Genomic DNA, 23,725 nt, shown 5'->3' with positions numbered 1-23,725 from the left:
AAAGATGAATATCAGTATAAGAGTAAATAAAGACCAAGTCATAGAAGAAAAAAATATAACCAATAATATCGTGTCTAAAGATTTGATAGTCATGAATGAAAATGTGAATTTTGCCATAACAGGTATCAAATACGATAAATATCCGGCAAATTCACGTCTGTGATTCATATACACCATCAGGAAAGCTAGGCAATAAGATGAACACATATATCAACATAAATGGTGATATGTATGAGGATGATAGAACCTATTAATAAAAAAAGTAAGGAGAATGGATATGGGGGCATTATTAGAAACAGAAACGAGTATGGCAGAGTATGAGGAGTTCAATCTCCAAGGATTAACATTACTAGGTGCAAAAAAGTATGATGAAGCGATTGTATACTTTGAAAAAGCACAAAAAATCAATCCAATGTTCATAGATACATACATTAATATGGGAATAGTATACGCATCAATAGAAAAATATGAAGAAGCTGAAGAGAATTTTAGAAAAGCATTACTGATAGACAAAACAAACCCACTTGTATATTTCCATATTGGCAATATACAATTTATCAAAAACAATTTTGATAAGGGGATAGAGTCTTATAACAAGGCAAAAGCCTATGGTTACGAGGATGCACAACTAAATTATAACCTTGCGCTTGTTTATGAAGAATTAGAAAACTATCCAATGGCCATAAGAAATTATTCAAAAGCAATAACAAAGGAACCTTTAAGGCCTGATTTTAGACTTAAGAAGGCCGGTATTTATATTAATCTGAAGAATTATGAAGAAGCAATTCAGACTCTGGAAGAACTAAACGCTTATTGTCCGGATATTTTTGAAGGCTACCATTTGAGATTTGAGATTTACTGTGTCTTAAAGAAATATGAAGAAGCGGAACAAGTTGTTAAAAAATCTATTGAATTGTTTCCGGAGGATGTTTCTCTTGTATATGATAAAATCCGTCTATGTAATATTAAGGGAGAATATGATCTTGCTCTTGAAATAATAGATGAAGCAGAAAAAATGGAAGGCAGTGAAATCGAATTAAGAAATCTTATTTTTGAAAGGGCGAAAGCGTATGCTCAAAAAGAAGACTTAGAAGCAACACTAGAAAATCTAGAAAAGCTTAAAGCACTAGAAGATGGCTATATAGATTACGAGAGCAGATACTTCTTAATGAATGCATATTTAGGCGTCCAGAATTATGAGAAGGTACTTGAGAATGTAGAAGTACTGTCATATGAAACTGAACAATCGTCTTATACAATGGCGGCAACGTATTATAAGCCGTTTTGTTTAAACAAATTGGGTAGAACCCAAGAAGCCAAGGCATTATTCGAAGAAGCTTGTAAATTGTTTAGAATGATTACGATTAAAGAGCCGGGAAATATGGATGCATATATGTTTAGAGTCCTTTGTCACAAGGATTTGAAAGAATATGATAAATCGATGGAACTTCTTGATTACATACTCGTACTAAATCCTAAAAGTGCAGAGGCTTATGCAATCAAAAGCAGCATATATGAAGATTTGGGACAAGAAGAGAAAGCCAAAGAACAGCTCGCAACCGCAAAAGAATTAAACCCGTTAATCAATATAGGCGGCGAGCAATAGGGAGAGGTTAGCATATGCCGGATTTTAGAGTTGATATAGATGCATTTACAGAAGCGATGAATGATTATAAAAAGGCGATGGATGAAATGGTTCGAATCAAAGAGAATTTGACGGAAAAAGTTGATATTTTAAACAATGAAAGCTGGAGATCCGCTGCCGGAGAGAAGTTTTTTGCTTTATTCCAGAACGATTGGGCTGACAGTGTAGATAAATATAATTTGGTTATAGAGTTTATGATTGAGTTGTTAAAAGAAGCACAAGATAGATATATAGAGGTACTAGAGGATGGGGAAAAATTGATTTACTAGATATCAAAGACGAAAGTCGTGATAAATATAATGATGAAAAAGGAGAATTTAAAAATGGCTCAAATTAGAATTACACCACAAGAACTAAGAGATGGGGCAACATTTCTAGGGGAAAGAAAATCACAGATAGTTGATGAGGTTGGATCAATTATTAGTAAAATCGATGAAATCGCTAACAACTGGGAAGGTGCAGCACAAAGTGCTTTTCTTGAAGCGTTTGAAACAATGAAACCTATATTAAAAGAACAATTTCCGGAGGTAGTTGAAGGCATCATGAGTCAATTAAATGGGGCAGCAGAAGCTATTGAACAAACGGACTTAGAAGTATCAAAAGCATTTAAAGGGTAAATTTTTTAAGAAGCTCTGGCATCTCATATATAGGAGGTGCCGGTAGGCTTCTTATTAATGGAGGGGAAATGAGATGGAGCCAAAAGAATTAAAAGCATATAACTTCTTGAATAAGGTATATGCACAAAAAGATCAATCAAATAAAGGTCTAAGAACAGCATTAAAAGTTGGTATAGCCTTATGGGCCATTGTAGTAGTTTTTAAATTATTAATGGGTGATTTTTCAATTGGTTCCACCTCTTTTATCATTATCATCTATTTTATTATTAGAATGAGGGAGACCGGAACAGGCGGATTTAAAGAAACATCGTCAAGTTTTATGTTTTTTGAGGATCATATGTTATTGGTAAACCATAACATTGAGAAAAAAGACCGTATGGGGCTTAGAAAAGAACAGTATCGTTTTGATTATGACCGAGTTAAGCTATTGGAATTTAATACAGCATTAAATTGTATTAGGATTACATGTGGCGCTCAGGTCATGAGCAGTTTTGTAAATCAGTCAAAAGAAATAATAAAAGATTATACAAATGACGTCAAACACAATCAAGATTATGTCTATATTCCGGATGAAATAAGGGAAGATTTTTTTCAAGACATTAAGCGTTTTACCAATCAGGATATCCTTATGGTTAATCAGTAGAATCCCTTTATAGAGGAGACATAATATGCAATATATATACATTTATATAAGTCTTATATTAGTAGCAATCATCATAGTGTTAGTTGGCTATATAGTCAAATTGAAAAACAAGATCAAACATGAACAAACTTCAAGTAAGCTAACCTCCATATCAATAAGTGACTTAAATACAACACGATTAACGGAGGAAATGGGTACCATCTTATTAAGTGATACTTGTGGTGAACAAGAATTACAAACCGCTTTACAAAGTAATCTTACAGAAACCAATGCATCTAATACGATGAGTCAAACATTACCGCGTGAGGGTCCTTCTATAAAAGAAGGGGATTTGTTAAATAACAAGTATAGAATTGATCATATTCTAGGAAGTGGGTCCCAAGGTAGTGTTTATGTATGTACCAATGTTGAGCTTGGAAATCAGTGGGCTGTAAAGCACTTTAGCGGATCGATGAATGAAAAAGATATACTGGTTAAGCTAAACCATGTATCTCTGCCTAAGATTGCAGATCTTTTTGAAGATAAAAGAGGTATCTTTATCATTGAGAGTTTAGTTGAAGGTCAATCGCTATATACCCTATTAAATGAAGGCGAGAATTTTCAAGAAAAAGACGTCATTAATTGGATGGTTCAGATATGTGAGGCATTACAATATATTCATAATAAAAATATATTACATATGGATATTAAACCACAAAATATTTTGATCACTGAGGACAACAAAGTTATATTAATCGATTTTGGGATTGCGACTTATATTGATAAAGATGAAGAAGATTATATAACATATGGTTATAGTCCGATATTTTCTTCACCGGAACAAGAAGGCGGATTGAAGAAAGTTGATGAGCGAAGTGACATCTATGCTTTAGGCGCTACGATGTATTATCTATTTACAAGAAATTCACCTAAGAACAATCATAACATTAAAGATTTCTGCCCTTTTTTATCAGATGAATTCGCATCTATTATTCATACATGTCTAGAAAAAGATTCTCAAATGAGGTTCTTTTCAGCCAATGAACTTAAAAAGATTCTGTTAGATTTACAAAATAGGAATACAAGAATGAATAAGAATACGACCATACACATCGGTATTACTGGAACATGCGTTGGTGCTGGTGTTACACATACAGCGTTTTTATGTGGAGGCGTACTTGCGCAACAAAAATATAAAACGGCAGTTGTTGAGATGACAGATGTGAATTGTTTTAAGTTTATAGTCGAGAGTGAAAAAGACTATGATGAGGATTTATTTACTACGATGAATCATATCGACATCTATAAGTATCAGGAAGACATGAAAAACATGCAAGAGGTTTATAAAAAAAATTACGATTATATCATCTATGATTTTGGCAGTATGACATTTTTTGGAGAGGACAGCAGTGATAAAAAAAGCCTCTTGAAGCAAGCAAATTTTACTGAGTTTATTAGGTGTGATAGAAAAATTGTCGTTGTAGGTATGCAGTTCTGGCAAGTAGACGGTATAAAAGCAATCTATGAAAAATCAGAACTTTTTAATCATCATAATTTCGTTTTTGCATTCCCTATTATTAATGGGGCAAAGACATTTAAAAAGCGGTTTAAAAGCGTGAAGTGTGTGGATATTCCTTGTTGTGAACCATTTAAGAAGAGTCAAGAAGTGGATAAAATAATAAATAACATTCTAAACTAAAGGGGGTAGAGATTGATGGCAAGAATAAGAATAAAAGATGGTAAAAAACTAATCGTCGTGCTTGTATGTTTGATTTTTACCGGTGGTATAGTTTTTGTGGGGCTACCCAAAATCATTGAAAGAGAAGAGGCGCTTATTGAAGTCGTAAAAGTAAAAGACCAGATAGAGGCAAATATACAAATCACCTCAGAGATGTTAACAAAAGTGGAAGTGGGTAAGTATAACCTTCCGGGTAACGTTATAACAGATACGAAAGAGATTGTAGGAAAGTATAGCAAGGCGACACTGTTTCCTTCTGATAATCTGGTTTCTGAAAAATTCATGGAACTAAGAGATAATAAAGACAATTTTTTATATAATCTTGAGGATGACAAAGTATGTATTGCTGTAACAGTACCAACACTTGCAGCAGCATTATCCGGTAAAGTTCAAGAAGGCGATGTTGTTAAGATCTATGTGTATAAAAAGGAGGCAAGAGAAGGGGCTCAGACACTTGAGAATACAGGTGCTGCGACAATAATTGATTTTCCGGAGTTGAGTTATGTAGAAGTTGTAGGTATTACAAACAGTAAAACAGAAGATATTAAAGAGGTTACAGAGACACTAGAAAAAGAGAAAGAACTCAATATAAAAAGTTATTCTAATCACAACAACATACCAAGTACGATTATATTTAAATGTTATCCGGAACAAGCCAAAAAGCTGGTTGAAGCAGAAAACTTAGGTATCATACATATAGCGTTTGTAACAAGGGATGTTGCAAAAAAAGAAAGTCTCATATTAGAACAAAAGAAGCTATTAGATATCAAAGCATCACCGGTAGCAAATATGAAAAACACAGATTCGGCTGAAACAATAGGTTCGACTGGGAATGTTGATCCTAGTGAAACAACACATACAACGGGGACAATAACGCCAAGTATCATAAATGAGCCGGTTAATAATGCATTGAATAATAATACAAATAGTGGGAATGTTGATCATGGTTTTGGCTTAGATTAATTAGGGGGATTATAAAATGGGAAGAGTAATTAGCTTATGGGGTATGAATGGAAACGGCAAAACCATTTTATCCATTCATACAGCTATGGAGTATTCGAGAAGAGGGCATTTAGTGGGTATTCTAAGTTGTAATACAGCTTTTGGATATTTGCAAAGATTGTTAGGAACATCTGTTAGTAAAGAAAAATCCCTTTCAAATGGTTTGTTGAAACCACAAGATCATATCATTAAAGGATGTATTAGCCATGTGGAAAAACTGGATATTTTTATTATTTCTTTAGCGGACGAAGATGATGTTATGACATTGACAAACGTTAACGAAGAAGATGTAGAAAACGTTATCATAACTTTGAAAAACAAGTTCGATTACCTAATTGTAGATGGTACCGACAGGCCAAATGATGTCTTAGTCTATACAGCATTTAAACAGTCTGACCATATCATAGAGGTGGTTAAACCTACATTGCAAGGCATGACCTATCATAATGCCCATTCAATCCTCATCAATAAAATAATAGATCCGCAGAAATCTGACTTTGTATTGAATGCCGACCAAGGTTATATAAGAAAGTCGGATATTTTAGATAATTGTATCGGATTACCTTGTCATGAATTTCCATATGATCCTAGTTTTGAAGAGAAGGAAAACATTGGTGAAATACATCTTGTAAAGAAAAAAAAGTATTTAAATGCGATAAAGCAATTTGTTGATTATATGGATGAAAAACAAGGGCGTATAAAGGTATCAAATACAGAAGAAACCAACGTAAAAGAGGTGGAGAAAATTGCAGGAGAATAAACTTACAACCAATCTTCAAGGCATATCTAGTTCGTATGACAAGTTGATTTTTAATGAACAGGGGAAAGATACAAATGAAGCAATTGATGATAAAGATCGACAAGGAAAATATATAAATGCATTAAATACAATTAGAGAATTACTTACCAAAAATGATACAGCAGAACTTATTCATAGCATCGATGATGATCAAGCAAAGAAAATCGTCAAGAAAAAAATACTGGACTATTTGAAACATGAAGAGTTAAATGTTGAAGGGTTTTCTGACCCAACAAAGCTGGCGGAAGAATTATATAAAGACATAACCGGATTATCTTTTCTAGAAAAATACCTTGAAAGAGATGATGTAGAAGAGATTGATGGTAATGCATGGGATGATATTGAGATCATTACCTTTAAGGGATGGGAAAAAATTGAAGATAAATTTCAATCAAAACATCATGCGATTGACATCGTTAGAAAAATGGTTGAGTTAGGTGGCAAAAATCTTAACAATAAAACACCTCAAGTTGATAGTTTTTTAGGTACGGGTCTAAGAATATCGGCGGCAATTAGTCCAATTGTTGATGAAGAGGTTGGGATTATATTTTCAATTAGAAAGCAACGCATGAAGGTGTTTTCTAGAGAAGATTTCATGGAGATTGGAACCTGCCAAGAAGAGGAATATGATCTTATTAAATGCTTACTTTCCAATGGTATGTCCATTGGCATTGGCGGTGAAACAAATTCAGGTAAAACGGCTTTTATGCAAAGTATACTTTATGATATTGCTAAAGAAGGAAAAGATAGAATCTGTACAATGGAAGAAGATACAAGAGAAATATCATTAATATATAAAGATCAAGATAAGAAGAAAACAATTAGTAGGGTCATACATACAAAAACAAGACCTTCTGAGGATGAGAAAAGAAATGTTTCTCCGGATGACATATTAAAGCTTCTATTAAGATTTAATCCTAATATCATTGCACCTGCTGAGATGAGAGGGAAAGAAGCCATGACGGCTCAAGAATCTGCAAGAACGGGTCATGCAGTCATTACTTCCTTTCATGCTGAAGATGTAACAGGTGGTTACTTTAGAATGCTGACGATGTGCATGATGTCCGGAACAAATCTGTCAGAAGATTTACTGCTTGGTCTGCTTGTACGGGCATTCCCTTTTATGGTAATTATAGAGCAATTACCGGATAGAACAAGAAAAGTAACGAAGATTTTTGAAGCCACTGGGTATGAGGCTAGGGAAAAGAAAATCAAGGGAAGATTGTTGTATCAATATAAGGTAATGGGAAAAGAAGTGGATGAGACAGGAAGAATCACAAAAATCATCGGTAAACACGAAAAGGTTCATCACATAACAGATAAAACGGCAGCAAAGCTATTTAACAAAGGTGTTGGCATCGACACCATTAGAAGATTTGCAGGCGAGGCATGGAGCAGAGAATCTGTTGAATTGCAAAAAGTCATGGATGATTTTATATTTGAATAGAGGTGAGCGCTTGTGAATACAACTTTGGTATATATTATAATTTTTGTAACGTTAACACTTCTAATATTTACGGTCATTGATGCTAACGATATATTTGAAATTACATTGTTTGAAAAAAATATGTCAAAAAGACTGAAAGACATTAAAAGAGATCAACTTACAAAGAGAAAAAAAGGTTTTTTTGAAAAACAGAGAGAAGAAATTGTAAATACTTTAAGCAGTGGAAAATCCGATATGACATATGACAAATTCATGAGAATTACGATTCTAAGTGGGGTATGTGGATTTTTGATTGGTTTGATACTGAAAAACGGATTTTTATCCATTATATTGACAATATTTTTAACTTATATACCGCTACAGATACTTAAATTTATTCAACTAAGGCAGAAAAAGATCATCAATAATAATTTGCCTTTTGTGACATCAATCGTTACGAATAGTTATTTGCAAAATGAAAACATTAAGTTAGCGGTAAAAGAAAATATGAGCAGAATGGTAGAACCATTTAGAACGATATTCAATGAGTTTTACATTGAAAGTACGGTCATCAATCCCAACCTTCAAGAGACAATCGGACATCTTAAGAATAGAATTGACAATCATGAGTGGGAAGATTGGTGTTTGGTCTTGATTGATTGTGTGGATGATAAAGATAACAAACACTTACTGCCGGCAATCGTGCAAAAAATGTCGGATATGCGAATTATGCAAAGAAAAGCAGACATTGTTGTAGAATCTGCACTCACCCAATATTTTACAACGGTTATAATAACCATTGCGATTATACCTGTTTTCAAAATATTATTAACGGATGTGTACCACTATTTGGTGAATACAATAATTGGTAAGTTTTGTATAGCGCTGGTGTTTACCATTATTTTTGCAGGTACCGTATATCTATTAAATAAAAACAAACCCATTGATAAATTACAGTAACGGTGGGGCATTGGAGGTGAGAGGATATGCGGTTTTTAATGAACATGGCTTTATGTATACTCATTTTTACGATTTTATATAGTTTGATTAGTGCTTTTGTAATCATACCAAATAGAAAAGCATCTAAGTATATACATAGAGCCAAGATAAAAAAAGAAAAAACGGTTCATATTATGGATGTACTGCTTATGCCTATGGTTAAGGTTATCAGACTTCTTGTATATATGTCACCGGACAAGACGCGAGAAATGGCCTATCGTTTGAAAAAGGTGGGTATAGACGAAGATCCAAGAACCTATGAAGCCATCTGTATAACGAAGGGTTTGTTAATTTTTGCTTCTGGTATTGTGTTCTATATATTAGGGATTAAGATCAGTATGATCGGTGTTCTAGGATTAGCACCCATTTACTACATTCAGAAGAAAGATTATATTAACAAAAAAATGCAAAGTAAGGAGAAGCAAATCAGCTGGGAGCTACCCTATTTTGCAAGATATTTCATCAGTAACATTAAAAGCGGTAAAGATGTTATTAAAACACTGAAAATATATTATGAAAAAAGAACGGCATCAGCATTAAGATATGACCTTGAACTAACACTCTCAGAGATGACAACCGCAGACGTCGTTTCAGATGAGAGTTCTAGGGTTAAAGCTTTAGAGAATATGGACATAAGGATATCAATACCTGAAATGAGTGATCTGATTCGAGGCATAATTGCAGTGGAAAAAGGAATTGATCAAACATCCTATTTTGATATTGTAGAGAAAAACATGAAAGAACTAGCTCTCGCCAACTTAGAAAAAAAATTAAAAAAGTATCCGAAGAGAGTCAACTTTGTGAGTATGGTCGTTGCCGTATCCAGCCTTATTATCATTTTTATACCTTTTATCATGTTTTTAATGAACAGTACTATTTGACACAAGAAAAACAACCTATAAGGGTTGATTATAATGGCACAAAGTGCCAAAGGAGGAGAAAGTTATGAGAATCTATATGTTATTAAATGAAGTGAAAGAAAGTGTTATTGGAAAGTTTAGAAACTTAATGATTGATGAAAGAGGCGATGATGGAGGAACAAGAGGTGTAGGGTTTGTAGCGGGGATATTTGTTGTAATTACAGTCATTGGACTCATAGTAGCTGGCATAAATGCGGCGTTACCTAACTTAATAACGGATATGTTTGATAAGGTGAGCGATACTCTTGGACTCTAAGATTGGAATCAAAATAGTAAAAAATAAATTTGAAAAGCTCATACAGGATGAGCAGGGATATGTTTATGTTATTGTTGCTATTATAATTCTTCTAAGTGTCATTTATTGTGGTATCTCTTTGTATGAGCCATTGGTCACAAGAGACAATGTGTTTCATGTTGCAAGCGTAATCGTTAATGAAATTCAAAGTGTTGGAGAGATAGACACGGAGATAGAAAATATGGTGGATGCGCTTTGTTTTGAGATGAATATTAGTCCTAATATTTATTATGAAGGTAATTTTATTAACAGTACAAGAGGAACAAGGCTTATTCAGATTGGTGAACCCTTCTATGTGAATGTGGAATTAACGATGCCAATAACATTGATGGATCCCATGTTCAGTAACCCTATTACCCATGATCTTGTCATAAAGAAAAGATTAAAAGGTGTTGGGCAAGTGTATTGGAGACCGAGTGAAATGTAGGTGATAAAATGGATGAAAAGAATGATGCGGGAACCTCAATACCTATGCTGTTTGGAGGCATTTTTCTATTTTTAGTGATCATTATGATCATAATTGAAGTGCAGAATGTTTATGCAACACAAAGAAAAGTTAAAAAAGAATTACAAATAGCTGCGAATATTGCCATCGTTAAATCTATGGATGATGAATATAGAATAGATGGTGTATCGCAGATGGATGTAAGTATGATTGAATATGATTTTGAAGATTATTTGGTTGATGCACTAGACTTGTCGATGTCGACAATGGAACATCGTAATGACAACTATGAATATGCCGTTAATATTTTAAGTATTACGCCAACAGAAAACCCACCTAAACTGGAAGTAAGTGTGGTGGTATTCTTAAAGCCTATATTCTTGCAAGGATTATTGGATGAGTATGTTGGGCCTAATATTAGATTTGAAATACCTATTGATATAGTAAGTAAAAACCAAAGATTGGACTAGACATAATGGTATTAATAAGATGGGGATTTATATCCATTGTTTCAGTTATGGCAACCGTCACGGACATTAAGTTTGGAAAAATAAGTAATAGGTTAAATGGCATCACCTTTATAATCAACTTAGTATTACTAATAGTAGATTATAATATAGAATATGTCATAGCTTTTGTAATAAGTCTTATTGCAAACATATTTTTATTAGATGTGTTATATAAGGGTGGGGATGCGAAGTTAATGATTAACATAGCCTTTGCAATTGGTTATAAGGCCTTATATGTATTTATATCGATGCTTATGATATTGCTTATTGTTTATGTCATTAAGATGATCATGAATTTTATCAAGAATAAGGCATTTAGAACGGCGGGTACAACCATATGTTGTCCGTCTATTCTTGGTGGTGTGATTTGTACATTTTGGATTTTTTATACCTAACCGAGGGGGCAGTTCTCCCAGCTGATAGTAGCATCACTTGAGTCTTCTTCACCCGCCAGCAGATAAAAACTTCATTCTATAGGCATTCGCTTGGTATTTTATGATATCTTCATTTCCCTCAAATATGATATGGGTTTTTGGTAGGGTTAGAATGCCGTGTACCTGGTCTTCTTGTGGAATCAGCTGTATATGCCAATGCTCGCCATAATAGTCGTTGTCTTTGTGAGAGGATGCGATGCTGAGAAAATAGTCCCGTAAGTAATGAAGGTGAATGCCACTTATAATTTGGATCATTTGTTCCATAACTAATGATCCTGTTTGTATTTCATGGTGTATTGTTTTGGCGTCAGTCCGAGATGGTGCTTAAAGAGTTTAATGAAATAGGAAATACTTTCAAAACCAAGATCATAACTGACCTCGGATACGTTTTTGTGAAGCAACAATTCCTTTGCCTTATTGATTTTAAGTAAGTTGTGATAAGCCTTGGGTGTCAGCCCTGTTGCCTTTTTGAAAAGGGGTATCAAGTTAGAGGGGGACATGTTCAGTTCATAGGCTATCTCGTTCACCGTCATATCTGAATCTGAGAGATGGTCTTTGAGGCATTGAACCGCATATGCCACAGGCTCTTCTTTTTTTCGGGCACGAAGGGGTAACTTATAGTTTTTAATCAAGGTATAGACCATTTCCTGAGAAAGCAGATCAATAAGGAATTCCTTGTTTGGGTCCTGACTCATACTGTAGGTATTGATTCGCTCTATCTGTGATTTGATTTGGGCCATCAAGTGATTGCGCACAACCGGTTTATCGGCTGTTGTCACTTCGTACTCGAATTGATGCTCAATTCTTCTAATCATATCATCCAATAGCTTGTCCTTAATCTCGTAGACAATGGCTTTGGTATCTTCTTTCATTTCCATTTTGACGCTGGAATTTGGGGGCAATAAAATAAAATCAGAGGTGGAATAAGTAAACTCATTGCCATCATTGATTTTAACATGTTTTGAACCTTCTACTATGGTACAAAGCCGTGTGTATTGGTAAGATTTGTAAGTGGCTTTATAGTCTTTTGCAAGATCATAATATAGGATTTTAATGTAATCCGTTTCTATACCATCGTTCTTCTCAAAATAGCGATCAAAATTTTGAATCATCCGTCGGCCTCCTAGGTCACAAAGCGTCTGCCTACTATCACCATAATAGCATAGCCACCCTATATTATCAACGGATGACGCTCCTGAGACAACTTTCTCATAAGATTTTTATAATTATGCGCTACTTTTTTTAATAATCCGATAGTTTTTTGGACAGAATTACTATATAATTAAAGAAGAAGAATAATAAATTTGGGAGGTTATGATGAATAAAAAAATCATTGGCGTTGTAATTGTATTTGCTTTGGTATTAACGGCATGGGCAGTTATGAACATGACAAAAGAACCTGAGTTCATATTGCTATCTACGACAACAAGTACACAAGATAGTGGTTTGTTGGATTATATTTTACCGAGTTTTACAGAAGAAACCGGCATTGAAGTGAAAGTCGTTGCTGTAGGAACAGGAAAAGCTCTTCAAATGGGACGTGACGGTGAAGCGGATGTTTTACTTGTCCATGCAAAAGCCAGTGAAGTTGAGTTTGTTGAAGAAGGACATGGCGTGGAACGGTTTGACGTGATGTACAATGACTTTGTTCTTGTTGGACCACAAGCTCTTGAATATGCTAGTATAGGCGAAACCTTAGAGAGCATAGAAAACAATAAAGACAAGTTTGTTTCACGAGGTGACGATTCAGGCACCCATAAAAAGGAACTTAGCATATGGGCAGCAGTAGGTATCGAGCCAGAAGGTGACTGGTACATATCAGCAGGAAAAGGTATGGGCGATGTGCTCCAGATGGCCAATGAACTGCGTGCGTTTACCTTAACAGACCGAGCTACCTATCTTTCTATGAAGGACTCATTAGAACTGGAAATCGTTTTTGAAGCCGATGATCTTTTATTAAATGAGTACGGTGTTATTGCAGTGGATCCTACTAAGAACAATGAGATTAACAACAGTGGTGCCAATGCCTTTATAGCGTGGCTTCTATCTTCTGATACACAAGAGATGATTGGTGAATTTGGTCAGGACCTATATGGTCAAGCTTTATTTTTTCCGAATGCAAAATAATGAAGGAGCTTTTTGATGGCGTTATTAATGGAAGGATTAAAAGAAGCATTATTATTGTTGTTTCGATTTGATAGAGAAGTCTATGGGATTATAGGATTATCCATCGGGCTTTCTTTTACTTCCACAATATTATCAGCCCTTATAGGTATCCCTTTAGGCTTGTACCTTGGGATCAAATCTTTTAGATTCAAAAAGACCTTCACCCGAACCATCTATACCATGATGAGTTTGCCACCGGTGGTGATCGGTCTCTTGGTGGCCTTGTTCCTCTCAAGGAGTGGCCCTCTCGGATCATTGGGTCTTATATTTACACCGACTGCGATGGTGATTGCTCAGATGATTCTCATCACCCCTATTATATTAGGAATTGTCTACAACGATGCAAAGCAACAAGGTCCGGCCATAAAGCAGATTGGCATGACACTGGGCGCTGGCAGATTGCAGACGCTGAAGTTGCTTATAAGCGAGATGCGCATCACACTTTTGATTGCTTTAGTGACAGGATTTGGAAGAGCCACCTCTGAAGTGGGTGCCGTTATGATTGTAGGCGGCAACATTAAAGGCCACACAAGGGTCATGACCACATACATCGCCATGAACAGCTCTATGGGTAACTATGCTGTGGCGATTTCCATGGGGATTGTACTTTTACTGATTTCCTTTATGGTTAACACCATACTTTACCATTATGTAGCGGGAGAATGATATGAATATTCAGGTGACGAATCTCATAAAAAAATATCAAGACAAAACCGTTGTGGATATGAACAGCATTGGATTTCTAAGCGGTAACATATATGGTGTTACAGGGGACAATGGTGCGGGTAAAACCACATTACTAAAAATCCTTGCCGGGCTTGAAAACCATGATTCAGGTAGCATCGTCTACAACGACCAACCCCTTGGACCAAGCCTGATGAAAAAAATCACTTATCTAAGCCAAACGCCTTATCTTATGAGAAGCAGCGTCTATGAGAACATTATCTATCCGCTGAAAATCAGAAATATGGACAGTAAAATCATAGAAAGAAAAGCCTTTGAGATTATGGAAGAGTTGCAAGTAACAGAACTGAGAGATCAATTGGCCACCCAATTATCCGGCGGAGAATCTCAGAAAGTAGCTCTTGCAAGGGCCTTGGTATTTGATCCTGAAGTCTTGTTGTTGGATGAACCGACAGCCAGTATTGATCCGGCTACCACCATGACAATTGAAGAAGCTATCACAAAAAGAAACAAGCTTCAGAATATGACCATAATCATGATTTCTCACAACTTGGATCAAGTGAAGCGTGTGTGTGATGAGATTGTATATATGAGAAAAGGTAAAAGAATATAGATTTGTAAGCTATAGAAATTAAGTTATAGAAATCAAGTTATAGATATGGTTAAAGGGTCAAAACTAAGTTTCACTAAATTCGCCTACCATATGTAGATTACGTTGATACATTCATAACTACATATGGTAGGTGAAAGTTCAACTATATAGTTTTGACGCCTTAACCAGATATTAAATCATAAAAATACATTATATGGAAGGACCTCACTGTGAATATTTTCAATATGAAATCACTCCATGATGCAAAAGCCATCGTACTTTCAAAAGACAATACCATAGAACTTAAAAGCGAAAGCGTCCATTTGCTAAATAGCCATGGCCGCACTGTGAGTGAAACTATTTACGCACAGGTGGACATACCGGCATTTAACCGTTCCACAGTGGATGGTTATGCTGTTAAAGTCAAAGATGTGCTAGGTGCCTCTGACAGCATACCTTCTATTCTAACGCCCAAAAGTGAAGTCTTAATGGGTGAAGCCGCTTCTATGGTTTGTCACCTAGGTGAAGCCGTCTATGTACCGACCGGGGGCATGTTACCGGAAGGTGCAGATGGTATGGTTATGATTGAACATACAGAGTTGTTAGATGACCAGACCCTCCTTATAAAAAAGCCCATAGCTTTTGGTGAGAACATTACTTATAAAGGTGACGACTTAAAGGAAAAAGATGTTGTTCTAAGAAAAGGTGAAAAGATATCAGCTTATGATATGGGCATACTTGCCGGTGTGGGCTTTGGTCAAGTCAAGGTTTTAAGTAAAATCAAAGTGGCTATACTTTCCACAGGCGATGAGATCATCGATTGTGACCAAGTGCCAAATCCTGGACAGATTCGGGACATCAACGGATATACTTTATCAGGTGCGGTTATGGCTTGCGGCGGTGAGGTGGTTTATAAAGCCCTCATCAAAGATGATTTTGAAGCTTTAAGAGCGGCACTAGAACATAGCGCCCAGATTGCAGATCTGGTCATTTTATCCGGTGGTAGTTCGGTTGGTACCTGTGATTATACCAAATCAGCCATTGAATCCTTTGAAACTGGAGAGATTCTAATGCACGGTATATCTGTAAAACCTGGAAAACCGACGATCGTCGGTAAGGTAGAAGGTAAGATGGTCTTCGGCTTACCCGGTCATCCGGCAGCATCGGCCATTATCTTTGAAATACTGGTAAAGCCATATATTAGAAGTTCACAGATGCGACCATCAGATGATTTTAAAGTCCGTGCAATCATGACCACCAATCTTCATGCGGCGCCCGGAAAAGATACTTTTGTCATGACGGTTTTACACCGTGAGGAAGGCATCTATTACGCCACACCGATTCAAGGCAAATCCGGGCTTATGACCTTGCTTACAAAGGCAACAGGTTATATTCAGATCACCAGTGAACAAGAAGGTCTATACAAAGGCCAGGAAGTAGAAGTCACTTTAATCAAGGAGGTGACAAGTTAATGGGAAGAGATAACGCATACATTACCAACATTCCCCTTGAAGAAGCACTTAAAACTTACCTAGAAGCCTTGCCCAGTCCTGTAGGGACACAAATTATTGGCGCAAATGAAGCTTTACATAGAACAACAGCCAAGGCAGTTTTTGCCAAACGTTCTTCGCCAGGTGACCATTGTGCAGCTATGGACGGCATTGCGGTGGTTGCAGAAGGAACCCATGGTGCTAATGAAAGAAATCCCCTGAAGTTGAAGCTTCATGATGATTATGAATACGTTAATACGGGCAATCTTATGCCTAGGGGTAAAGATGCAGTCATCATGATTGAAGACATCGCCCCTCTAGATGATGATCAAGTGGAGATTATTGAAGCGGCCTATGCTTGGCAACACATTCGCCAAGTGGGAGAAGACATTATTAGTGGAGAGATGATTCTGCCAAGTAGGCACAAGATTAGACCTCTAGATCTAGGGGCACTGCTTAGTGGTGGTGTAGATCATATAGAGGTTCTTAATAAACTAAAAGTCGGTATACTGCCAACAGGTAATGAGATTGTTCAAACCATGGAAGCCCTGGAAAAAGGTAAAATACTAGATACCAATTCAAGTGTGATTAAAGGTTTATTGTTAGAACTAGGGTGTGAACCTATAGTCTATGCGCCTGCAATAGATGATCCTGCCATACTAACAGCAGCTATAAAAAAGGGCATCGAGGAAAATGATTTTCTTATGACCATCGCCGGCTCATCAGCCGGATCAAAGGACTTTACTGTAAATATTATAGAAGAACTCGGTGACGTGATTGTTCATGGTGTAGCCATTAAGCCGGGTAAGCCGACGATTCTTGGGAAGATGGATGGCAAGGGTATTGTAGGTCTTCCAGGCTACCCGGTTTCAGCTTTTTTTGCCTTTGAAAAATTTGTTAGACCATTGATTGAATCCTGGTATGGATTGCCCTATGCCCATCATCAAGTTAAGGCCAAACTGACCCAAAGAATTATATCCTCAGTTAAAAACGAAGAACTCATAAGGGTTACAGTGGGTCAAGTGGAGGATCAGTGGATCGTGACACCCCTAAGTAGAGGTGCCGGCGCCACCATGAGTCTGGTAAGGGCCGATGGGATATTAACGGTTCCAAGACTTTTTGAAGGGATTGAGTCCGGTGAATGGGTTACTGTCGAATTAATGAAGGCACTCGAGGACATCGAACAACGTTTGGTAATCATCGGCAGTCATGATCTGCTGATTGATATCATCGCCGATGAAATGCCGATATCTTCAACCCATGTCGGTAGCTTTGGCGGACTCATGGCCATGAAGAAAAAAGAATGTCATATTGCACCTATTCATCTCATCGATGAAACCACAGGGATTTACAATATATCCAGTGTTAGAAAAATGTTCCCAGAAGGGGATATGTCACTGATTCAAGGGGTCAAGCGCCTTCAAGGCCTGATGGTGAAAAAAGGCAATCCAAAAGGTATAAAGAAGTTTGAAGATCTAGCGAAGGAAGGTGTTGTCTTTGTCAACAGGCAACGAGGCGCCGGTACACGACAACTTCTGGACTTTGAATTAAAAAAGAGGGACATAGATCCAGAGAACATAGAAGGTTATCATAGGGAGTTAACCACCCATATGGCAGTAGCTGTAGCGGTCTTATCTGAAGGTACGGATGTGGGACTTGGCATCTATGCGGCGGCAGAAACCATGGGCCTTGATTTCATTCCCATTGGGTATGAAGCCTATGACTTTTTGGTTTCAGATAAGGTTTTGGAAGAACCTAGAATAAAGAATTTTATTAAGGTCTTGAAGTCCGAGGGATTTAGGCATAAACTAGAATTAATAGGTGGTTATACCTATAATGACGCGGGAAGCATACTTCAGATAGGAGCACAGGATGATTGACAGTTATGGTAGGAAAATCAATTATTTAAGATTATCAGTGACCGATCGATGCAACTTAAGGTGTCAATATTGCATGCCGGAAAATGGCATCGAGAAAATGGAACATAAAGATATCCTCTCCATTGAAGAGATGGATGCCATCGTTGGCATATTTGCAAAAATGGGCATCACGAAAATAAGACTCACCGGTGGTGAACCACTGGTGCGTGGCGGCATTCTTACGCTAATAGAAAAAATAAAAGCCCATACAGAGATTAAAGAAGTTGCCCTTACCACCAACGGGCTGCTCTTAAAAGACATAGCACAGGATTTAAAAGACAGCGGGCTAGACCGTGTGAATATTAGTGTGGATTCACTTGACCCGGAGAAGTTTTCAAGGATGACACGGGGTGGTCATTTGGAAGATTTGCTTGCAGGTATTAAAGAAGCTAAGCGTGTGGGATTAACCCCCATTAAGTTGAATGTGGTGCTTATCGGTGGTTTTAATGATGACGAGATTCCGAATTTTGTCGCTATGACTAAGGAGGAAGCCATAGATGTCAGGTTTATCGAACTTATGCCCATTGGCGAAGTAGCCAGATGGTCCAAGAACAACTTCCTGGCTAATCAAACGGTACTGGAACGGGTGCCTGAATTAACACAGGTAGAAGATGAAGACCCTGCATCACCGGCAAAGTATTACAGACTCCCCGGTGGAAAAGGCAAAATCGGTCTGATTAGTCCAATCACCTGCAAGTTCTGTGAGGACTGTAACAGGATTAGACTGACACCGGAAGGCAAACTTAAGTACTGTCTGCACTCGGACGAAGAATTCGACCTTAAAAAAGCACTAGATGAAGGCGTAGATCTTAGAAAATATATTATAGAATCCATACAGAAAAAACCAAAAGAGCATAATCTGGAAAACGGCAAAAGTATCCTAAGAAACATGGTGCAAATCGGAGGCTAAAAAGGAGGCAATATGGGTCTAACACATTTTAATGAAAATGGCAGAGCACATATGGTAGAAGTGACGGATAAGTCAGATACCTATAGGGTTGCAGTAGCCAAAGGACAGATTGTCATGAAGCCATCTACCATTGAAGCCATTCAATCAGCAGGCATTAAAAAAGGTGATGTTCTGAATGTAGCGCAGGTGGCAGGTATTATGGGGGCGAAAAAAACCAGCGACGTCATACCCATGTGTCACCCCTTAATGCTCACTGGTGTGAATCTTGAATTTGAGATACAAGATGATCGGATTATAATCATAGCTACGGTAAAAACACATGGCAAAACAGGTGTAGAGATGGAAGCATTGACCGCAGTTTCTGTGGCCGCACTGACCATCTACGATATGTGCAAAGCCATTGACAAGGATATGGTCATCGGACAGGTGCGATTAATAGAAAAAAACGGTGGCAAGTCGGGACACTATAAAAGACAGGGGGATTGACAATGAGTGAGATTGTTGGAAAAGTACGTGCGATTAATATCAGCAAGGAAAAAGGTGTGATCAAAGAATCCATACCGGAAGGCATGTTTCAAGAGGATCATGGTCTTGTGGGAGATGCACATGCAGGTAAGTGGCACCGTCAAGTCAGTTTGCTGGCTCAAGAAAGCATTGATAAAATGACGAAGATAGGGATTGAAGGGCTTTGCAGTGGCAAATTTGCAGAAAACTTAACGACAGATGGTATTATACTTCATACATTGCCTGTAGGTACCAAAGTGAAAATAGGAGAATCTTTCCACGAAGTAACCCAAATTGGTAAAGAGTGTCACACCGGTTGTGCCATCAAAGCTCAAGTCGGTCAGTGCATTATGCCCAAAGAAGGTATATTTACAAGAGTCTTAAAAACAGGTAAAATAAGAGTAGGCGACCCAATCGAAATTATAGAATAAAAGAAGCCAAAATCCGAGTCAATGGTTCTAAAGCTATAGCCACGAACCATTGACCAAAGGGTAGGACGGGAAACTGTACTGCCTCCCATTCTTGGAAAGGATTTGGAAATAAATGTAACGTTTATTTGCACTGGATTTTCAGTGCACCAAATTTGAGAAGGAGGCAAAATATGTACGGTTACCAAGGTAAAGTTCTAAGAATTGATCTAAGTAAAGGTGTTTCACAGGTAGAAGATTTGAATCTGGATGAGGCAAAAAAATTCATCGGTGGTCGCGGTCTAGGCACGAAACTATTCGTGGATGAAGTATCCCCATCAGTGGATGCTTTAAGTCCGGAGAATAAGATTCTTTTTGCAACAGGTCCATTAACAGGTACACCTACACCAACTGGGGGACGTTATATGGTTGTAACCAAGTCACCCCTTACCGGTACAATTGCATCATCAAACTCTGGTGGATACTGGGGTGCTGAACTTAAATTCTCGGGTTATGATGTAATCATTGTAGAAGGTCGATCAGAAAAACCTGTATATGTTATGATTGAAGACGATCAAGTTGAGATCAGAGACGCAGCCCATGTATGGGGTAAGGTTGTATCTGAAACCACAGAAACACTTCTAAAAGAAGTACCTGAAAAGTCCAGAGTCCTTACGATTGGACCGGCAGGAGAAAAACTTTCTAACATGGCAGCGGTTATGAATGACGTTTCTAGAGCAGCAGGCCGTTCAGGTGTTGGTGCGGTTATGGGTTCCAAAAACTTAAAAGCAATTACAGTCCGTGGTACGAAAAAAGTGGCCGTCGCTAACGAAGAAGCGCTTAAGGCTGTCGTCAAAGATTGTAACGCAAAAATCAGAGAAAACGGTGTTACAGGACAGGGCCTACCGACTTATGGAACAGCTGTACTTGTTAACATCATTAATGAAGGTGGCGTATTCCCTACGAATAACTTCCAATTATCTCAATTTTCTGAAGCGGAAGATACCAGTGGTGAACTCCTTGCTGAAAAATATTTGACAAAAAAAGACCCATGTTACAGGTGCCCCATCGCTTGTGGACGTTATTGTAAAGTCGATGATATTGAAGGCGGCGGTCCTGAATACGAAACCATTTGGGCATTTGGCGGTGACTGTGGTGTCTCAGATATGCCATCCATTATTAAATCTAACTTCTGGTGTAATGAATATGGTCTTGATACCATATCAACCGGTGCGACCATAGCAGCTGCTATGGAGCTCTATCAAAAAGGCTTCATCAAAGATGAGGACTTAGATGGTTTAACATTGGACTTTGGTGACAGCAATGCTGTTGTTGAATGGACCAAGCGTATTGGAGAGAGAGCAGGTCTTGGCGACAAGATGGCAGACGGTTCATATCGTTTGGCAGATTCCTATGGTGTACCTGAACTGTCCATGTCTGTTAAGAAACAAGAATTACCAGCTTATGACCCAAGAGCTATCCAAGGTCAAGGACTTCAGTATGCAACTTCAAACCGTGGCGGTTGTCACGTAAGAGGTTACCTTATCTCACCTGAGATTTTAGGTTTACCTGAAAAATTAGACAGATTTACCATTGAAGGTAAAGCAGCTTGGGTTAAGATCTTCCAAGACTTTACAGCTTTTATTGATTCATCCGGGCTTTGCCTATTCACATCCTTTGCGATGGGTGCAGGTGATTATGCGGCTATGACCAATGCAGTTATTGGAACCGAGTGGACAGCAGATGACGTGCTTCTTGCTGGTGAACGTATCTGGAATCTTGAAAGGGTATTTAACCTTGATGCTGGTGTTGATCCTTCACAAGATACATTACCTAAGCGACTTCTTGAAGATCCTATTGCAGAAGGCCCTTCAAAAGGTAATGTGGCAAGACTTTCAGAATTGTTACCTGAGTACTATGAACTTCGTGGTTGGAGTACGGGTGGTATCCCTACAGATGAGAGAAAAAGTTTGCTTGAAATCTAATCCTTAAAGATTGAGGGGTTCCGAAAGGGACCCCTTTGTTATTCTCTAGGAGCGTGTCCAGCAAAGCTGGCCACTTGCAAGTCGGTGTAAGTCCGACTCACGTAACCGCCAAGGGGCGTGATAGATATATGACCATGTATGGTTGAGAAGCGATGCATGAAGCGTCATGAAAATGGACCTAAGTGGTTCTATCAAAGGTACAGACCGTAACATAAAGTGAATCCTGCAGCACTGTTATAAGACCTCGAAAGAGGACAAAGAGACTGATGAGCTAATTCCTTAATAGCGAAATCCATGGAAGCCAAAGTAGAACTTGGAGCCTTTGGTGAAGAAGTCTCCGGTGTATGGGGAGCGGTATGTAGTGAATGTAAGAGGCCGGAACTGGAGAGGTCCTAACCGACACACAACATAAGTGTAACGAGAAAACCTATAAGCGAAAGTGAAATGGTGGACTGTCGGAAGGAAGTCGGAGGGGAACATATTACTGTTGACGGTGCAGACAACAAAACTGTATCAGAGGGAAGGTTCCCTGCTTAGTTCAAGTTTTCTAAGGAGGTACGAGTGAGTGAATGTCAATAAGACTAATAACACCAAAGAAAAAGTTCAACAACTCCAAAGGAAACTATACCAATCAGCCAAGATGAATAGTGGGAGGCGATATCACGCATTATACGATAAGGTATATGGAAAAGATGTACTTTATCAAGGATGGCAACAAGTAAGAGAAAACAAAGGAAGTGCAGGAATCGATAAGCAAACCATAGAGGACATTGAATTTTATGGTGTGGAGAAACTGATTGCAGAGATTCAAGAAGACTTAATGCAAGGTAAGTATAAGCCACAGCCAGTAAGAAGAGTGTACATCCCCAAAGCAAATGGAAAAGAAAGACCACTTGGAATACCAGCGGTAAAAGACCGAATTGTCCAGACGGCAACAAAGATAGTTATAGAACCGATATTTGAGGCAGACTTTAAAGACTGCTCCTATGGATTCAGGCCAAAGAAAAATGCACACCAAGCATTAGAAAACATACGAAAAGCCTGTAATAATAAAGGTATGTATGTTTTAGAAGCGGACATTAAAGGCTACTTTGATCATATAAATCATAAGAAGCTAATCATGTTGGTGGAGAAGCGAATCAGTGATCGACGGGTTGTAAAGTTGATAAGGAAATGGCTTGAAGCAGGGGTTATGGAAAATGGGGAAGTGGAAACTAGCTACATAGGAAGTCCACAAGGTGGCGTTATATCCCCATTATTGGCAAATATATATCTAGACTATTTAGACACGATATGGGAAAGACACTATGGACATTTAGGCAAGCTCATACGCTACGCAGATGACTTTGTGATTGTTTGCAAGAATCACAAAAATGTCTCTTATAGCTATAAGGCAATAAAGTTAATTATGGCAAAGCTGGAACTGGACCTAAGCATGGAGAAGACAAGAATAGTTAATCTGTGGGAAGGGAAAGATGGATTTGATTTTCTAGGATATCATAATAGGAAAGTTAAATTAAAGATGAAAAGTGGCGCACAATATTATGCTTTGGAGCAATGGATAAGCAAAAATGCCATCAGTAAAGTGCGGGATAAAGTCAAAGAAACACTAAAGGA

26 protein-coding genes and 1 riboswitch are annotated in these 23,725 nt (G+C 37.7%); of the genes, 24 read left to right on the top strand and 2 right to left on the bottom strand.

Translation table 11 applies throughout. The features are described 5' to 3' along the window. Window positions 1-277 precede the first annotated feature (277 nt). From AC6F8J_RS03890 to AC6F8J_RS03825, 14 genes are all read left to right on the top strand, one after another. Window positions 278-1,606 (top strand): tetratricopeptide repeat protein, encoded by a 1,329-nt coding sequence (locus AC6F8J_RS03890; protein WP_500721180.1) that lies wholly within the window; start codon window positions 278-280, stop codon window positions 1,604-1,606. Between the two features lie 14 nt (window positions 1,607-1,620). Next, the gene (locus AC6F8J_RS03885) at window positions 1,621-1,914 is read left to right on the top strand and encodes a WXG100 family type VII secretion target (protein WP_500721178.1); all 294 of its coding nucleotides are present in this window, start codon (window positions 1,621-1,623) and stop codon (window positions 1,912-1,914) included. 54 nt (window positions 1,915-1,968) lie between these two features. Further along, complete coding sequence (locus AC6F8J_RS03880) at window positions 1,969-2,262, top strand: WXG100 family type VII secretion target (protein ID WP_500721176.1); 294 nt, start codon at window positions 1,969-1,971, stop codon at window positions 2,260-2,262. 73 nt (window positions 2,263-2,335) lie between these two features. Then, window positions 2,336-2,905, top strand: a complete 570-nt coding sequence (locus tag AC6F8J_RS03875; RefSeq protein WP_500721175.1) for a hypothetical protein — start codon at window positions 2,336-2,338, stop codon at window positions 2,903-2,905. A 25-nt stretch (window positions 2,906-2,930) separates the two neighbouring features. Then, entirely contained in the window at window positions 2,931-4,583 is a 1,653-nt protein-coding gene (locus tag AC6F8J_RS03870; RefSeq protein WP_500721173.1) for a protein kinase domain-containing protein, read from the top strand. 15 nt (window positions 4,584-4,598) lie between these two features. Beyond that, on the top strand, window positions 4,599-5,585 hold the full coding sequence (gene cpaB / locus AC6F8J_RS03865; protein WP_500721171.1) for an RcpC/CpaB family pilus assembly protein: 987 nt from the start codon (window positions 4,599-4,601) through the stop codon (window positions 5,583-5,585). A gap of 16 nt (window positions 5,586-5,601) precedes the next feature. Next, the gene (locus tag AC6F8J_RS03860; protein WP_500721169.1) at window positions 5,602-6,384 is read left to right on the top strand and encodes a CpaE/TadZ family protein; all 783 of its coding nucleotides are present in this window, start codon (window positions 5,602-5,604) and stop codon (window positions 6,382-6,384) included. Next, complete coding sequence (locus AC6F8J_RS03855) at window positions 6,371-7,870, top strand: ATPase, T2SS/T4P/T4SS family (protein ID WP_500721168.1); 1,500 nt, start codon at window positions 6,371-6,373, stop codon at window positions 7,868-7,870. The genes AC6F8J_RS03860 and AC6F8J_RS03855 overlap by 14 nt, the downstream gene beginning before the upstream one ends. A gap of 12 nt (window positions 7,871-7,882) precedes the next feature. Continuing rightward, on the top strand, window positions 7,883-8,809 hold the full coding sequence (locus tag AC6F8J_RS03850; RefSeq protein WP_500721166.1) for a hypothetical protein: 927 nt from the start codon (window positions 7,883-7,885) through the stop codon (window positions 8,807-8,809). 44 nt (window positions 8,810-8,853) lie between these two features. After that, on the top strand, window positions 8,854-9,729 hold the full coding sequence (locus AC6F8J_RS03845) for a type II secretion system F family protein (RefSeq protein WP_500721164.1): 876 nt from the start codon (window positions 8,854-8,856) through the stop codon (window positions 9,727-9,729). A gap of 64 nt (window positions 9,730-9,793) precedes the next feature. Next, complete coding sequence (locus AC6F8J_RS03840; protein ID WP_500721162.1) at window positions 9,794-10,024, top strand: hypothetical protein; 231 nt, start codon at window positions 9,794-9,796, stop codon at window positions 10,022-10,024. Continuing rightward, entirely contained in the window at window positions 10,014-10,490 is a 477-nt protein-coding gene (locus tag AC6F8J_RS03835) for a DUF4320 family protein (protein ID WP_500721160.1), read from the top strand. Before AC6F8J_RS03840 ends, AC6F8J_RS03835 begins: the two co-directional genes overlap by 11 nt. Before the next feature lie 8 nt (window positions 10,491-10,498). Then, window positions 10,499-10,978, top strand: a complete 480-nt coding sequence (locus AC6F8J_RS03830) for a hypothetical protein (protein WP_500721159.1) — start codon at window positions 10,499-10,501, stop codon at window positions 10,976-10,978. 5 nt (window positions 10,979-10,983) lie between these two features. Next, entirely contained in the window at window positions 10,984-11,412 is a 429-nt protein-coding gene (locus tag AC6F8J_RS03825; protein ID WP_500721158.1) for an A24 family peptidase, read from the top strand. 48 nt (window positions 11,413-11,460) lie between these two features. Here AC6F8J_RS03825 and AC6F8J_RS03820 read toward each other — a convergent pair whose 3' ends face one another. Further along, a complete protein-coding gene (locus AC6F8J_RS03820) occupies window positions 11,461-11,715 on the bottom strand; it encodes a MoaD-like domain-containing protein (protein WP_500721156.1) in 255 nt (84 codons plus the stop codon). A gap of 2 nt (window positions 11,716-11,717) precedes the next feature. After that, entirely contained in the window at window positions 11,718-12,563 is an 846-nt protein-coding gene (locus AC6F8J_RS03815; protein ID WP_500721154.1) for an AraC family transcriptional regulator, read from the bottom strand. A gap of 205 nt (window positions 12,564-12,768) precedes the next feature. Between AC6F8J_RS03815 and AC6F8J_RS03810 the strand changes: the two genes are divergently transcribed. From AC6F8J_RS03810 to ltrA, 10 genes are all read left to right on the top strand, one after another. Continuing rightward, a complete protein-coding gene (locus tag AC6F8J_RS03810) occupies window positions 12,769-13,578 on the top strand; it encodes a substrate-binding domain-containing protein (RefSeq protein ID WP_500721152.1) in 810 nt (269 codons plus the stop codon). A 15-nt stretch (window positions 13,579-13,593) separates the two neighbouring features. Continuing rightward, window positions 13,594-14,283, top strand: coding sequence for an ABC transporter permease (locus AC6F8J_RS03805; protein ID WP_500721151.1), 690 nt, complete (start codon window positions 13,594-13,596; stop codon window positions 14,281-14,283). A 1-nt stretch (window position 14,284) separates the two neighbouring features. Further along, window positions 14,285-14,914, top strand: coding sequence for an ATP-binding cassette domain-containing protein (locus tag AC6F8J_RS03800; RefSeq protein WP_500721149.1), 630 nt, complete (start codon window positions 14,285-14,287; stop codon window positions 14,912-14,914). Window positions 14,915-15,123: 209 nt separating this feature from the next. Next, window positions 15,124-16,365, top strand: coding sequence for a molybdopterin-binding protein (locus AC6F8J_RS03795; RefSeq protein WP_500721148.1), 1,242 nt, complete (start codon window positions 15,124-15,126; stop codon window positions 16,363-16,365). After that, entirely contained in the window at window positions 16,365-18,263 is a 1,899-nt protein-coding gene (locus AC6F8J_RS03790; protein WP_500721146.1) for a molybdopterin biosynthesis protein, read from the top strand. The genes AC6F8J_RS03795 and AC6F8J_RS03790 overlap by 1 nt, the downstream gene beginning before the upstream one ends. Continuing rightward, complete coding sequence (moaA, locus tag AC6F8J_RS03785) at window positions 18,256-19,212, top strand: GTP 3',8-cyclase MoaA (protein ID WP_500721144.1); 957 nt, start codon at window positions 18,256-18,258, stop codon at window positions 19,210-19,212. Before AC6F8J_RS03790 ends, moaA begins: the two co-directional genes overlap by 8 nt. Before the next feature lie 12 nt (window positions 19,213-19,224). After that, window positions 19,225-19,698 (top strand): cyclic pyranopterin monophosphate synthase MoaC, encoded by a 474-nt coding sequence (moaC, locus tag AC6F8J_RS03780; protein ID WP_500721142.1) that lies wholly within the window; start codon window positions 19,225-19,227, stop codon window positions 19,696-19,698. 2 nt (window positions 19,699-19,700) lie between these two features. Continuing rightward, a complete protein-coding gene (locus tag AC6F8J_RS03775) occupies window positions 19,701-20,147 on the top strand; it encodes an MOSC domain-containing protein (RefSeq protein WP_500721140.1) in 447 nt (148 codons plus the stop codon). Then, window positions 20,147-20,265: riboswitch (molybdenum cofactor riboswitch) on the top strand. It overlaps the preceding gene by 1 nt. Before the next feature lie 52 nt (window positions 20,266-20,317). Beyond that, the gene (locus AC6F8J_RS03770; protein ID WP_500721139.1) at window positions 20,318-22,108 is read left to right on the top strand and encodes an aldehyde ferredoxin oxidoreductase C-terminal domain-containing protein; all 1,791 of its coding nucleotides are present in this window, start codon (window positions 20,318-20,320) and stop codon (window positions 22,106-22,108) included. Between the two features lie 565 nt (window positions 22,109-22,673). Then, window positions 22,674-23,725 (top strand): group II intron reverse transcriptase/maturase (gene ltrA / locus AC6F8J_RS03765; protein WP_500721138.1); only part of this gene is annotated, 1,052 nt, incomplete at its 3' end.

It is taken from the genome of Petrocella sp. (assembly GCF_059865615.1).
This window is presented reverse-complemented; position numbering and strand designations above follow the sequence as displayed.

Bases quoted from the DNA above. Each gene is read 5' to 3' on its own strand.
- moaA (WP_500721144.1), top strand. From the start codon at position 18,256: ATGATTGACAGTTATGGTAGGAAAATCAATTATTTAAGATTATCAGTG.
- AC6F8J_RS03770 (WP_500721139.1), top strand. From the start codon at position 20,318: ATGTACGGTTACCAAGGTAAAGTTCTAAGAATTGATCTAAGTAAAGGT.
- AC6F8J_RS03805 (WP_500721151.1), top strand. From the start codon at position 13,594: ATGGCGTTATTAATGGAAGGATTAAAAGAAGCATTATTATTGTTGTTT.
- AC6F8J_RS03775 (WP_500721140.1), top strand. From the start codon at position 19,701: ATGAGTGAGATTGTTGGAAAAGTACGTGCGATTAATATCAGCAAGGAA.
- AC6F8J_RS03880 (WP_500721176.1), top strand. From the start codon at position 1,969: ATGGCTCAAATTAGAATTACACCACAAGAACTAAGAGATGGGGCAACA.
- AC6F8J_RS03820 (WP_500721156.1), bottom strand. From the start codon at position 11,715: ATGGAACAAATGATCCAAATTATAAGTGGCATTCACCTTCATTACTTA.
- AC6F8J_RS03860 (WP_500721169.1), top strand. From the start codon at position 5,602: ATGGGAAGAGTAATTAGCTTATGGGGTATGAATGGAAACGGCAAAACC.
- AC6F8J_RS03870 (WP_500721173.1), top strand. From the start codon at position 2,931: ATGCAATATATATACATTTATATAAGTCTTATATTAGTAGCAATCATC.
- AC6F8J_RS03890 (WP_500721180.1), top strand. From the start codon at position 278: ATGGGGGCATTATTAGAAACAGAAACGAGTATGGCAGAGTATGAGGAG.
- AC6F8J_RS03875 (WP_500721175.1), top strand. From the start codon at position 2,336: ATGGAGCCAAAAGAATTAAAAGCATATAACTTCTTGAATAAGGTATAT.
- AC6F8J_RS03885 (WP_500721178.1), top strand. From the start codon at position 1,621: ATGCCGGATTTTAGAGTTGATATAGATGCATTTACAGAAGCGATGAAT.
- AC6F8J_RS03830 (WP_500721159.1), top strand. From the start codon at position 10,499: ATGGATGAAAAGAATGATGCGGGAACCTCAATACCTATGCTGTTTGGA.
- AC6F8J_RS03840 (WP_500721162.1), top strand. From the start codon at position 9,794: ATGAGAATCTATATGTTATTAAATGAAGTGAAAGAAAGTGTTATTGGA.
- AC6F8J_RS03845 (WP_500721164.1), top strand. From the start codon at position 8,854: ATGGCTTTATGTATACTCATTTTTACGATTTTATATAGTTTGATTAGT.
- AC6F8J_RS03790 (WP_500721146.1), top strand. From the start codon at position 16,365: ATGGGAAGAGATAACGCATACATTACCAACATTCCCCTTGAAGAAGCA.
- AC6F8J_RS03815 (WP_500721154.1), bottom strand. From the start codon at position 12,563: ATGATTCAAAATTTTGATCGCTATTTTGAGAAGAACGATGGTATAGAA.
- moaC (WP_500721142.1), top strand. From the start codon at position 19,225: ATGGGTCTAACACATTTTAATGAAAATGGCAGAGCACATATGGTAGAA.
- AC6F8J_RS03800 (WP_500721149.1), top strand. From the start codon at position 14,285: ATGAATATTCAGGTGACGAATCTCATAAAAAAATATCAAGACAAAACC.
- AC6F8J_RS03810 (WP_500721152.1), top strand. From the start codon at position 12,769: ATGAATAAAAAAATCATTGGCGTTGTAATTGTATTTGCTTTGGTATTA.
- AC6F8J_RS03825 (WP_500721158.1), top strand. From the start codon at position 10,984: ATGGTATTAATAAGATGGGGATTTATATCCATTGTTTCAGTTATGGCA.
- cpaB (WP_500721171.1), top strand. From the start codon at position 4,599: ATGGCAAGAATAAGAATAAAAGATGGTAAAAAACTAATCGTCGTGCTT.